This is a genomic window from Streptomyces sp. NPDC127108 (assembly GCF_042677545.1).
Lineage (GTDB): Bacteria > Actinomycetota > Actinomycetes > Streptomycetales > Streptomycetaceae > Streptomyces.
The window spans coordinates 1-12,253 of sequence record NZ_JBHXTE010000055.1 but is presented as its reverse complement, the minus strand read 5'-3'; the positions used below and the strand labels follow the sequence as shown (position 1 = coordinate 12,253).

Here is a 12,253-nt window from a genome sequence, read left to right as displayed (position 1 = left end):
CTCGCCCGTTCCGCGGCCTCGAACGATCCTCCGTAAATCCGCCAAGGGGCCGGGGAGACGAAGGGAGTACCTCGTGTTCCGTGCGATCGCAGACGTGCTGCGCCAGATCGCTGGGGCGATCGCCACTGTGGTCACCCTGCCGTTCCGGGTCCTGGCCCGGCTGTTCGGCGGAGCTTCACGTTCCGGGAGCCGGTCGGGCCGGGCCCGCCGGGTCTGACTGCCTCGCTGTCGGTGCCACCTGCCACAATTGGCGGGCAACCCCAGTGAGAAGGCGGTACCGGAACGTGACGACCACCCCAGCGTCCATCGAAGGCAGGATCGCCGAGGAACTCGGCGTGCGGGAGCGGCAGGTGAAGGCCGCCGTGGACCTGCTCGACGGCGGGTCGACGGTGCCCTTCATCGCGCGCTACCGCAAGGAAGCCACCGAGATGCTCGACGACGCGCAGCTGCGCACGCTCGAGGAGCGGCTGCGCTATCTGCGGGAGCTGGAGGAGCGGCGGAGCGCCATCCTCGACTCGGTGCGCGAGCAGGGCAAGCTCACCGACGAGCTGGCGGCCCGGATCCGCGAGGCCGACACGAAGGCCCGCCTGGAGGACATCTACCTGCCGTTCAAGCCGAAGCGGCGGACCAAGGCGCAGATCGCCCGCGAGGCCGGTCTTGAGCCGCTGGCCGAGGGGCTGCTCGGGGACCCGACGGTGGAGCCGCAGGCCGCGGCCGCCGCGTTCGTCGACGCGGACAAGGGCGTCGCCGACCCGCAGGCCGCCCTGGACGGCGCCCGCGCCATTCTCACCGAGCGGTTCTCCGAGGACGCCGACCTCATCGGCGAGCTGCGCGAGCGCATGTGGGTGCGCGGCCGCCTCGCCGCGAAGGTGCGCGACGGCAAGGAGGAGGCGGGCGCGAAGTTCGCCGACTACTTCGACTTCGCCGAGCCGTTCACGGAGCTGCCCTCGCACCGCGTCCTCGCGATGCTGCGCGGCGAGAAGGAGGACGTGCTCGACCTGGTCCTGGAGCCGGAGGAGGCCACCGAGGGCCCGTCGTCGTACGAGGGCTCGATCGCCCGGCGCTTCGGCATCGCCGACCGCGGCAGGCCCGCCGACAAGTGGCTGACGGACACGGTGCGCTGGGCGTGGCGGACCCGCGTCCTGGTGCACCTCGGCATCGACCTGCGCCTGCGGCTGCGCACGGCCGCCGAGGACGAGGCGGTGCGGGTGTTCGCCGCGAACCTGCGCGACCTGCTGCTCGCCGCACCGGCGGGCACGCGCGCGACGCTGGGCCTCGACCCCGGTTTCCGTACAGGCGTGAAGGTCGCCGTCGTGGACGCCACCGGCAAGGTCGTGGCGACGGACACCATCCACCCGCACGTCCCCGCGAACAAGTGGGACAAGTCCCTGGCCACCCTCGCGCGGCTCGCGCAGGAGCACGACGTCGACCTGGTCGCGATCGGCAACGGCACGGCGTCCCGCGAGACGGACAAGCTCGCCGGTGAACTCATCACCAAGCACCCCGAGTTGAAGCTCACGAAGGTGATGGTGTCCGAGGCGGGCGCTTCGGTGTACTCGGCGTCGGCGTTCGCCTCGCAGGAGCTGCCGGAGCTCGACGTGTCGCTGCGCGGCGCGGTGTCGATCGCCCGCCGCCTGCAGGACCCGCTCGCCGAGCTGGTGAAGATCGACCCGAAGTCGATCGGCGTCGGGCAGTACCAGCACGACCTGTCCGAGGTGAAGCTGTCCCGCTCCCTCGACGCGGTCGTCGAGGACTGTGTGAACGGCGTGGGCGTGGACGTGAACACGGCGTCCGCGCCGCTGCTCGCCCGGGTCTCCGGCATCGGCTCCGGCCTCGCCGAGAACATCGTGGCGCACCGCGACGCGAACGGCCCCTTCAAGAGCCGCAAGGGCCTCAAGGACGTGCCCCGGCTCGGCCCGAAGGCCTACGAACAGTGCGCGGGCTTCCTGCGCATCCTGGGCGGCGACGACCCGCTTGACGCCTCCAGCGTGCACCCCGAGGCGTACCCCGTGGTGCGGCGGATGGCGGGCACCGCGGGCGGCGCCGTCGGCTCCCTGATCGGTGACACGGCCACGCTGCGGTCCCTGCGGCCCGCCGACTTCGTCGACGACGTGTTCGGCCTGCCGACCGTCACGGACATCCTCAAGGAGCTGGAGAAGCCCGGGCGCGACCCGCGTCCCGCCTTCAAGACGGCCACCTTCAAGGACGGCGTCGAGAAGATCTCCGACCTCGCGCCCGCCATGGTCCTGGAAGGCGTCGTCACGAACGTCGCCGCGTTCGGCGCGTTCGTCGACGTCGGCGTCCACCAGGACGGCCTCGTGCACGTCTCCGCGATGTCCAGGACCTTCGTCAAGGACCCCCGGGACGTGGTGAAGCCCGGCGACATCGTCAAGGTGAAGGTCCTCGACGTGGACGTGCCGCGCAAGCGGATCTCGCTCACGCTGCGACTCGACGACGAGGCCGCGCAGGACGCCTCCGCGCCCGGCGGCCGCAGGGAGCGCGGCGGGCGTCCCCCGCAGCAGCGCGGCGAGCGGGGCCGGGGCGGCGGCAAGCAGCAGGGCCAGGGCGGCGGCCGGGACCAGGGCGGCCGGGGCGGCAGGCCTCAGCAGCGTCAACAGCGCCAGGGCCCGCCGCCGGCGAACGACGCGATGGCGGAGGCGCTGCGCCGGGCCGGGTTGGTCGACCCCAAGCAGCGCTGACACCGGGGGCGTCGGGGCGCCCGGAGGAACGGGGTCACGGTGGCGGCTGCCTCAGGGGGCTGCCACCGTGACGAGCCGTCCCGACCGCCAGGCCGACCCGACAGGTCGGCCCGTCAGGCTGACCCCTCAAGCCGACTCCTCAAGCCGACTCCTCAAGCTGAGCGAGCACCCCTCAGAGCGACAGCTCCGTCACCTTGCCCTCCGACACCTCCAGGCGGCGCGTGACGCGGACCGCGTCGAGCATGCGGCGGTCGTGGGTGACCAGGAGGAGCGTGCCGGTGTAGGAGTCGAGGGCCGACTCCAGTTGCTCGATGGCGGGCAGGTCCAGGTGGTTGGTGGGCTCGTCGAGGACCAGGAGGTTCACGCCTCTGCCCTGGAGCAGGGCCAGGGCGGCGCGCGTGCGCTCGCCCGGTGACAGGGTCACCGCGGGACGCAGCACGTGGTCGGCCTTCAGGCCGAACTTGGCGAGGAGCGTGCGGACTTCCGCCGGGTCGGTGTCGGGCACCGCCGCCCGGAACGCGTCGAGCAGCGACTCCGCGCCGTGGAACAGCGCCCGGGCCTGGTCGACCTCGCCGACGACGACACCCGAACCGAGCGCGGCATGGCCCTCGTCCACGGCGACGCGGCCGAGCAGCGCGGCCAGGAGCGTCGACTTGCCCGAGCCGTTGGCGCCGGTGATGGCGACGCGGTCGGCCCAGTCGAGCTGGAGGTCGACCGGCCCGAGCGTGAAGGACCCGCGGCGTACGACCGCGCCGCGCAGGGTGGCCACGACCGTGCCGGAGCGGGGCGCCGCCGCGATCTCCATCCGCAGCTGCCACTCCTTGCGGGGTTCCTCGACGACGTCGAGGCGCTCGATCATGCGCTGGGTCTGGCGCGCCTTCGCCGCCTGCTTCTCGCTGGCCTCGCTGCGGAACTTGCGGCCGAGCTTGTCGCTGTCGGTGGCCTTGCGGCGGGCGTTCTTCACGCCCTTGTCCATCCAGGTCCGCTGCATCTGGGCGCGGTCCTGGAGGGCGGCGCGCTTGTCGGCGTACTCCTCGTAGTCGTCGCGGGCGTGCCTGCGGGCGACGTCGCGCTCCTCCAGATACGCCTCGTAGCCGCCGCCGTAGAGGTTGATCTGCTGCTGGGCCAGGTCGAGTTCCAGGACCTTGGTGACCGTGCGGGTCAGGAACTCGCGGTCGTGGCTCACGACGACGGTGCCCGCGCGCAGGCCGCGGACGAAGGACTCCAGGCGGTCGAGGCCCGCCAGGTCCAGGTCGTTGGTGGGCTCGTCGAGCAGGAACACGTCGTAGCGGGACAGCAGCAGCGAGGCGAGGCCCGCGCGCGCCGCCTGGCCGCCGGACAGCGCCGTCATCGGCTGGTCGAGGCGCACGCCGAGGCCGAGCGACTCGGCCACCTCCTCGGCGCGATCGTCCAGGTCGGCGCCGCCGAGGGCGAGCCAGCGCTCCAGGCTCTGCGCGTACGCGTCGTCGGCGCCGGGCGCACCCGCCACGAGGAGTTCGGTGGCCTCGTCCATGGCGGCCTGCGCGGCGGTGACGCCGGTGCGGCGGGCCAGGAACGCCTGGACGGTCTCGCCGGGGCGGCGGTCGGGTTCCTGCGGCAGGTGGCCGACCGACGCGGCCGGCGGGGAGAGGCCGACGCGTCCGGACTCCGGGATGTCCAGGCCCGCGAGGAGGCGCAGCAGCGTGGACTTGCCGGCGCCGTTGGCGCCCACCAGGCCGATGACGTCGCCGGGGGCGACGACGAGGTCCAGGCCCTCGAAGAGGGTGCGGTCGCCGTGGCCGGCGGCGAGTTCTTTGGCGACAAGGGTGGCGTTCATCAGGCCCCGAGCCTAATGCGCGGGGGCGGGGTGCGGCGGGGGTGGTACCGGAGGCGCGGGGGCGGCGCGTCGCGGCGGCGGAGCAGCGGGCCGCCGGTCCGCGGGCCCATCGTCTCGGGGCGGGCCGCCGGTCCGCGAGGCCGCCGTATCTCAGGGCGAACCACCCGTCCGCAGGCCCGCCGCCTCAGGACGGACCACTCAACCGCGAACCCACCGCCTCAGGACGAAGCCGCCGACACCAGCACGCTGTCCGGCGTCCGCGCCACCACGAAGCGAGCCCTGTCCGGCAGGGCCACCCGGTGCTCGCCGGGTTCAAGGACCTCGTCGAGGACTTCCTGGACGCGGGTGCGGTAGAGGCGGTCGACGCGGTAGACGGTGAGCCGGACGCGGCACGTGGAGGTGACCTCGGTGACCACGGAGTCGCCTGCCACCGCGAGCCGGGTCAGTCGGCGCTGTGCCAGCGGGCTGCGGTCCAGGGCGTACTCGATCTGGGCGACGAGCAGCGGGACGATGGGCGCGAGGCCGTCCACGTACGCGACATCGACGCCCGCGCCCTCGAACGACGCCCGCACCGCGTCCCGGGTCGGCGCGGGCACCTCCCGCGCGAACGCCACCGCCCCGTAGGTCCGCAGCTCCTCCGCGGGAACCCCCGTCGCGTCCGCCGCGATCTCCGCGCCGATGCCGATGGTGCGCAGCGCCGCAGCGAGCTTCGCGTTCAGCGCCACCCGCGCCCCGATGAGGAGCACCCGCCGCCCGGCCCCCGGCGCGACCCCGTTCAGCAGCCGCCCCAGCTCCGCGCGGTACTCGCCGCCGCGGAAGCGGAACGGCCCTATGCCGTGGTAGCCGTTGAGCTCCAGGTCGGCGCGCTCGGAGGTCTGCCAGGCGAAGTCGCGCCACACATAGTCACCGTCATCGGCGTCGTCACCGTCATCAGCGTCGTCGGCCTCGTCACCGTCGTCGGCACTGTCGGCGCGCGTCCGCTCGATCACCGCCGTGACGGCCCCGCACTCCAGTCCCTCGCACTCCGGGCAGCCGTAGATCACGTACCGTCCGTCGACGAGCGGGGCCTCGGCCTCCAGGAGGAGGCGGCGCACATGGGTCGTGAAGATCGCCGGGGGGATGTCGGACGCCAGTGGGGACACCGCGTCGAGGTCGGCGAGCTGGAACAGCAGCGGGCGGCCGTTCACGATGAAGTCGACGAATTCGCGGTGCACTTGGTAGTCACCGCCTGCGAGAACTCCACCGGCGCGCATCGCCGGTGCCAGGCCGAAGGTCGCATACTCGGCAGACATGCTGTGAGTATCCCCACCCGGTACGGGGTCTGAGCACGGCATGGGGTATTCCGCTACGTTTCCGGGATGGGTGGGACTGAGAAGGCTGATGTGACGATCGTCGGCGGCGGGGTCATCGGCCTCACCACCGCCGTGGTGCTCGCGGAGCGCGGCCATCGCGTCCGGGTCTGGACGCGGGACCCGGTCGAGCGCACGACCTCGGCGGTTGCGGGCGGCCTGTGGTGGCCCTACCGCATCGAACCGGAGGCACTCGTCGGCGAGTGGTCGGTGCGCTCGCTCGAGGTGTACGAGGAGTTGGCGGCCGACGCGGAGCGCACGGGCGTACGCATGGTCGAGGGCGTACACGCCGAGCTCCGCTTGGACGGTCTGGGGCCGTGGGCCGCGCGGGTGCGGGGGCTGCGCGCGGCGACGGCCGAGGAGTGCGCGGGCGGCGGCCTGTGGGCGCGGCTGCCGCTGATCGACATGCCGGCGCACCTGGCGTGGCTGCGGGAGCGGCTGCTGACGGCGGGCGGCACGGTCGAGGAGCGGACGGCGAAGAGCCTCGACGAGGCGCTCGACGCGTCCCCGTGCGTCGTCAACTGCTCGGGGCTCGGCGCCCGGGACCTCGTACCGGGAGACCCGGTACGTCCCGTGCGGGGGCAGCTCGTGCTCGTGGAGAACCCCGGGATCCGTACGTGGTACACGGCCGCTGACGCCGCGTCGGCGACGACGACGTACTTCATGCCGCAGCCCGGGCGGCTGGTGCTCGGCGGGACGGCCGACGACGGCGACTGGTCCCTGGAGCCCGATCCGGCGGTGGCGAAGGAGATCGTCGAGCGGTGCGCGCGGGTGCGGCCCGAGATCGCGACGGCGCGGGTCATCGGGCACCGGGTGGGGCTGCGGCCCGCGCGCGCGTCGGTGCGCCTGGAGAGCGAGGCGCGCGAGGGCGGGCGGGTGCTCGTGCACAACTACGGGCACGGCGGGGCCGGGGTGACGGTGGCGTGGGGCTGCGCCGGGGAGACGGCGCGGCTCGTGGCGGAAGCCACCGCCTGAGAGCAGAAGCCGTACCGGCCACGGCGCGAGCGCCGTGGCCGGTACGCGGATCCGAGCGAACCTCAGCAGAACTCGGCAGGCCTCAGCGAGCCGGATCTGGCTGCTGCTCGGCGTCCGAGTCGGTGTCCGTGTCGTCCCCGTTCTCGGACGGGCCGATCTGGAGCTCGAACTCGCCGACGCCGTACTGCTCGTGACCGGCGATGACGGCCTTCTCGACGGCCTCCGTGCCGTGCTCGCCCCGCACGATCAGCGGGTCGTGACGCAGATCGCGCATGAGCGCCACACACATCCCGATCATGACCAGGGTGAAGGGCGCCGCCACTAGGATCGTCAGATTCTGCAAGCCCGTGAGGGCGTTCTTCTTCCCGTCGCCGATGAGCAGCATGATCGCCGCGACGGCTCCCGTCACCACGCCCCAGAAGATCACCACGAGGCGACCGGGTTCGAGTGAACCCTTCTGGGAGAGCGTGCCCATGACGATCGAGGCGGCGTCCGCCCCGGACACGAAGAAGATGCCGACGAGGATCATCACGAGCAGGCTGGTGGCCGTCGCGATGGGGTACTCGTGCAGCAGACCGAACAGCTGCGCCTCCGGGGTGTCGTCACCCTTGAAGCCGCCGCCCTCCTTGACCTTTATGGCGCTGCCGCCGAAGACGGCGAACCACAGCAGGCTGACCGTGCTGGGCACGAGGATGACGCCGCCCACGAACTGCCTGATGGTGCGGCCGCGGCTGATGCGCGCGATGAACATGCCGACGAACGGCGTCCACGAGATCCACCAGGCCCAGTAGAAGACCGTCCAGCTCCCGAGCCAGGCCGAGACGCCCTCACCGCTCGATGCCTCGGTGCGCCCGATGAGCTGGGGCAGGTCGCCCAGGTAGGAGCCGATGGAGGTGGGGATCAGGTCGAGGATGATGACGGTCGGACCCGCGATGAAGACGAAGACGACCAGGACCAGGGCGAGCACCATGTTGATGTTCGACAGCCACTGGATGCCCTTCTCCACGCCGGACACCGCCGAGGCCACGAACGCCACGGTCAGTACGGCAATGACGGAGATGAGCAGCCCGGTGGTCGCCTTGTCCCGCCAGTCCAGCTCCTCGATGCCACTGCCGATCTGGAGCGCGCCGAGGCCGAGGGAGGCCGCGGAGCCGAAGAGCGTGGCGAGGATGGCGAGGATGTCGATGACCCGGCCCCACGTCCCGTGGGCGTGCTTCTCGCCGATGAGCGGGACGAAGACGGAGCTGATGGTCTGGCGCCGGTTACGCCGGAACGTGCTGTAGGCGATGGCGAGGCCCACGACCGCGTAGATCGCCCACGGGTGCAGCGTCCAGTGGAAGAGGGTCGTCGCCATGGAGGTCTCCATGGCGGCGGCCTTGTCCGCGGGGTCGGTGCCGGGCGGCGGCGTGGAGAAGTGCGCGAGCGGTTCGCTCACGCCGTAGAACATCAGACCGATGCCCATGCCGGCGCTGAACATCATCGCGACCCAGGACACGGTGCGGAACTCGGGCTCCTCACCCTCCTTGCCGAGTGTGATCTTGCCGTACCGGCTGACCGCCAGCCACAGCGCGAAGACCACGAAGCCGGACGCCGCCAGCATGAAGGCCCAACCACCGTTGTGGATCAGGCCTTCGAGCATGTCCGACGAGACGTCTTCGAGGGTGTCCGTGGCGACGGCACCCCACACCACGAAGGCCAGGGTGAGCCCGGCGGTGACGCCGAAGACCACCCGGTCGGTCTGTGGGGACCGGCCGACGGAGGGGCCCGCCGCAGGCGGCGGGCCTCCTCCGCCGTCCGCTTTATCTGTTTCCTGGGTCACAGGTGCACCTTTCGCGGAGTCGTTGATCGACCTTGGGTTCTTCTCCGCTACCCCCTACCACATGTGACGTGCGCTCCGATGCCTCAACAGTCGGTGTCGGGCTGCCCGGTGACGAGGTGGTACGGCGCGCGTTCGTCCAGGAGCAGCGGGACGAGTGCGCGCGCGGACTGCCGCAGCGGCACGAGAGCGCCCGCGCCGTCCCGCTTCACGGTAACGCCGTGGAGGCCGAGTTCGTCCTTGACGTCGGCGAACTGTTGCGGCGTCAGCCGGTAGCCGCACGCCGGGTCCTCGATGATTTCGCCGGGCTCGGCCGGGTCGTTGTCGGCGCCGCCCAGGTAGACGGGTCCGCGGTCGCGCAGGCCCGCGAGCCGGGACGCGGTGCTCGCCGCCTCCAGGCGCCACCGGTGCTCGTCCGCGTACGAGAACAAGCCGGTGAGTGCCGAGAGTTGTGAGTGCACCCGGCGCCGGTTGTTCAGGGCCTCGTCGTTCTTCTCGGCGTCGGTGAGAGGATCGACGCGGCTCTCGATGAGCAGTCCGGCGGCGTGCTTGAGGCCGGAGGCGTTGCGCAGGATGCGCTCCTGGCCGTCGCCCGCGACCTGCTTGATCGGCTCGCCGGTGACCGGATCGGTCCAGATGCCGTACGTGCCCGTGGTGTAGCCGTCCGCCTCGGCGGCGGGCCGGACGTAGTCGAGGGACAGCGCCTTGGCCTCCCGGTGCACCGCGCCGTGCGTGTTGAGGTTGCGCGGCCACAGGTCGAACAGGTCCTTGTCGTAGTACTTGGGCGTGGCCCCGTACTCGTGCAGGTCGTAGATGGCGTCGGGCTTGTGGTCGCGGATGACGGCGGCCATGGCGCGGCCCTCGGCGGTGGCCAGGGAGATGTGGTCGCGGTTGATGTCGACGCCGTCGGAGTTGCCGCGGGTGTCGGCGGCGCGCCCGTCGGGGTTGGCGGTGGGCACGACGAGGAGGGTGGTGCGGGACAGGAAGCGCCGGGTCTTCTTGTCCTTGGCGTACGCCAGGTCGCGGATCGTGCTGAGACAGGCGTCGCGGCCGGACGGCTCGTCGCCGTGCTGGCTGCACACGAGCAGCACGGTGCTCGCAGTGCGGCGCTCGCCGATCCGCACCAGCTGGACGGGCCGGTCCTGCTTGGTGGTGCCGATGCGGGACACCGACACCCGGTCGGTGGCCTTGTCGACGGTTCTGAGGAGTCGCTGCTCCTCGGGCTGGCTGGTCCAGCGCGCTCCGTTGCTCTCCTCGAAGCCGGTGCGCGGCGGTGTGGGCGGCGGGGCCGCCTGCGCGGGAGCCGTCAGGAGAGGGGCGGCGAGGGCGGCACAGGCCGCAGCCAGGGCCACGGCACGGATGCGGGGTGTCATGAGGTGCGGCCTCCAGGGATGGGGGTGATCGGGCGCGGCTTTCCGACGCCCTCAAGCCGGGACTCACGCGGAATGTCGCTGTGCGGGGTCGTGGCGAGGGCCTTCGCGCCGCCCACGAGCGGGACCCGCGCGACGGTGCGGGCGAGGTCGACGGTCAGGGTCGGGGTGTCGGCGGGAGCCGTGATGAGGTTCCGGTCGGTGCCGCCGACGATCAGCGCGAGCCGGTGGCCCTTCGGTACGACGTGGTCGCTCGCGGCCAGGTCGAGAGTGATGGTGTACGGCTTGCCGGGCGTCAGCGGCTCCCCCTGGTGGTCGGAGGCGTGGTTGCCGAGGTCGGCCCAGCCGCGGCTGAAGATGGTGTAGTCGACGTCGGCGGTCCTGGCCTCGGTGTTCTTGAAGCAGGAGCTGTCGCCGGGGGTGCTCGCGCCCCAGCAGGAGCGGTCGGGAAGCGTGTTGATGCCCTCGTCGTCGTGGGCGTAGTCGCGGATGGTGTCGGGGCCGAGGTCGACGAGGACGGCGCTCAGATGGGCCGTGCGGGTCGTCGGCGTGACGGTGACCTTCACCTGCGAGGAGCCGGAGACCCGCAGGTCACGGGCGAGCGGTCGGGTGGTGAACCCGGCCTTGGCGGACGTGGACGAGTCGATCGTCGCGGCCCAGTCGGTCTCGCTGAGGCGCCGGTCGTCGGTGAACGTCTCGGTGCCCTTGCCGGGGCGGGTGCCGAGGACGCCGACGCCGGGCGCGCCGCCCTTGGTGGGGCGCAGCGCCGTGGTGTGCGTGGCGCGCGGCGGCCAGGTGCGGTCGGTGGTCCAGCGGTCGGGGGCGCGTTCGACATCGGCCATGGGCTCGCGGTCGATGCCGTTGCGGTGGCCGAGGAGTTCGTGGTCGAACCAGCGGTGCAGGGTGCGGACCCAGTCGGCGCGCCGGAAGTCGAAGGGGTCGACGTGTCCGGCCTGGCTCAGCCAGATCTTGCGCTGCACACCGGCGTCGGCGAGGGCGTCCCACCACTGGCCGAAGTGCTTGGTGCGCACGTTCAGGTCCTGCAGGCCGTGCACGACGAAGACGCTGGCCCTGACCTTGCGGGCGTCCGGCACGTGGTCGCGCTCGGTCCACAGCGGGGTCCAGTCGCCGGTGCGGGGCGCGCCCTGGATCAGGCGCTGCTTGACGTGGCCGCAGCGGGCGGCGGCCTCGGGGCTCTCCACACCGCGGGCGAGCCCGTCGGGGCCGCTGTTGAACAGCGGGGCGCCCTTGGCGAAGTAGTAGTCGTACCAGGAGGAGATGGCGCCGATCGGCACGATCGTCTCCAGGCCCTCGACTCCGGTCGCGGCGACGCCGTTGGCGATGGTGCCGTCGTAGCTCTTGCCGATCATGCCGGTGCGGCCGTTGGTCCAGCGCGCGTCGGTCCGCTGCTCGCCGGTGCGCGAGGTGTAGCCGTGGGCGCGGCCGTTCAGCCAGTCGACGACGGCCTTGGCGGACTGGACGTCGGAGCGGCCGCCGATGTCGACGCAGCCGTAGGAGCGGTTGGTGCCCGCGAGGTCGACGGCGACGAAGGCGTAGCCGCGGGGCACGAAGTAGTTGTCGTAGTAGAGCGGGAACTGGACGGGGTTGCCGTTCTCGTCGTACGTCTTCTTCTGGCTCTCGTTGCCGCGTCCGCAGCAGGAGTAGTACGGACTGGCGTCCATGATGACGGGTATCTTCCGGCCCTTGGCGGCGGGTTCGCGGGGCCGGACTATGTCGACGGCGACGCGGTCGGTCTTTCCGTCCGCGTCGCCGTCGATCCGGGTGTCGACCCACACGGACTCGCGTATCGCGTCCGCGTAGGAGTAGACGGGTCTGCTCTCCTTGGCCTTCCCGGCCGTGGCCGAGCTGTCCTGGGCGGCCGGGGTGCGGGGCGCGGAGTGCGCGGCGCCGCCCGGGGACAGGAGTGTGGCCAGCAGGGCGGCGAGGGCCGCTGCCAGGAGCGTTCTCCACATCGGGAGGGTCACAAGGCGCGTGCGTCGCGCGCGTATCGGCATGGCGCGGAAGGTACACGCGTCAACAGCCGCCGGAAAGAGGGCCGTAGAAGGATCGGAAAGGTCCATGGGACGTGATCGCACATGTCGGCCGAATGGCGATCGTGTGACATATGCGGCCATGGACATGGCCAGGGGCGGGAGTGCTCAATAGGGTCGACCGCATCGTGCTTCACCTCGTGCCGGACGCGGCTCGGCGGCCCCGTATCCCTGGGG

Annotated in this window: 8 protein-coding genes; 3 read left to right on the top strand and 5 right to left on the bottom strand. The window is 72.0% G+C overall.

Annotation, left to right across the window (positions count from 1 at the left end; all coding sequences use genetic code 11):
- Nucleotides 1-73 precede the first annotated feature (73 nt).
- Together ACFVHO_RS34640 and ACFVHO_RS34635 are read left to right on the top strand one after the other, a co-directional pair.
- A complete protein-coding gene (locus ACFVHO_RS34640; protein WP_385723664.1) occupies nt 74-217 on the top strand; it encodes an LPFR motif small protein in 144 nt (47 codons plus the stop codon).
- Nucleotides 218-284: 67 nt separating this feature from the next.
- On the top strand, nt 285-2,699 hold the full coding sequence (locus tag ACFVHO_RS34635) for a Tex family protein (RefSeq protein ID WP_385723661.1): 2,415 nt from the start codon (nt 285-287) through the stop codon (nt 2,697-2,699).
- A 172-nt stretch (nt 2,700-2,871) separates the two neighbouring features.
- Here ACFVHO_RS34635 and ACFVHO_RS34630 read toward each other — a convergent pair whose 3' ends face one another.
- Entirely contained in the window at nt 2,872-4,515 is a 1,644-nt protein-coding gene (locus ACFVHO_RS34630; protein WP_385723658.1) for an ABC-F family ATP-binding cassette domain-containing protein, read from the bottom strand.
- Nucleotides 4,516-4,733: 218 nt separating this feature from the next.
- Nucleotides 4,734-5,807 carry an oxidoreductase gene (locus tag ACFVHO_RS34625; protein WP_385723655.1) on the bottom strand — a complete coding sequence of 358 codons (1,074 nt, stop codon included), beginning with the start codon at nt 5,805-5,807 and terminating at the stop codon, nt 4,734-4,736.
- Nucleotides 5,808-5,873: 66 nt separating this feature from the next.
- Here ACFVHO_RS34625 and ACFVHO_RS34620 point away from each other — a divergent pair, with 66 nt between their 5' ends.
- Nucleotides 5,874-6,839, top strand: coding sequence for an FAD-dependent oxidoreductase (locus tag ACFVHO_RS34620; protein WP_385723652.1), 966 nt, complete (start codon nt 5,874-5,876; stop codon nt 6,837-6,839).
- A gap of 82 nt (nt 6,840-6,921) precedes the next feature.
- On the opposite strand, the gene ACFVHO_RS34615 is transcribed toward ACFVHO_RS34620, so the two are convergent.
- The 3 genes from ACFVHO_RS34615 to ACFVHO_RS34605 all read right to left on the bottom strand — a co-directional run bounded on the left by ACFVHO_RS34615 (nt 6,922) and on the right by ACFVHO_RS34605 (nt 12,040).
- Entirely contained in the window at nt 6,922-8,658 is a 1,737-nt protein-coding gene (locus tag ACFVHO_RS34615; RefSeq protein WP_385723649.1) for a BCCT family transporter, read from the bottom strand.
- Between the two features lie 83 nt (nt 8,659-8,741).
- The gene (locus ACFVHO_RS34610) at nt 8,742-10,028 is read right to left on the bottom strand and encodes a M14 family metallocarboxypeptidase (protein WP_385723646.1); all 1,287 of its coding nucleotides are present in this window, start codon (nt 10,026-10,028) and stop codon (nt 8,742-8,744) included.
- A complete protein-coding gene (locus ACFVHO_RS34605; RefSeq protein WP_385723643.1) occupies nt 10,025-12,040 on the bottom strand; it encodes a Xaa-Pro dipeptidyl-peptidase in 2,016 nt (671 codons plus the stop codon). The genes ACFVHO_RS34610 and ACFVHO_RS34605 overlap by 4 nt, the downstream gene beginning before the upstream one ends.
- Nucleotides 12,041-12,253 lie beyond the last annotated feature (213 nt).

Bases quoted from the DNA above. Each gene is read 5' to 3' on its own strand.
- ACFVHO_RS34605 (WP_385723643.1), bottom strand. From the start codon at position 12,040: ATGCCGATACGCGCGCGACGCACGCGCCTTGTGACCCTCCCGATGTGG.
- ACFVHO_RS34625 (WP_385723655.1), bottom strand. From the start codon at position 5,807: ATGTCTGCCGAGTATGCGACCTTCGGCCTGGCACCGGCGATGCGCGCC.
- ACFVHO_RS34630 (WP_385723658.1), bottom strand. From the start codon at position 4,515: ATGAACGCCACCCTTGTCGCCAAAGAACTCGCCGCCGGCCACGGCGAC.
- ACFVHO_RS34620 (WP_385723652.1), top strand. From the start codon at position 5,874: ATGGGTGGGACTGAGAAGGCTGATGTGACGATCGTCGGCGGCGGGGTC.
- ACFVHO_RS34610 (WP_385723646.1), bottom strand. From the start codon at position 10,028: ATGACACCCCGCATCCGTGCCGTGGCCCTGGCTGCGGCCTGTGCCGCC.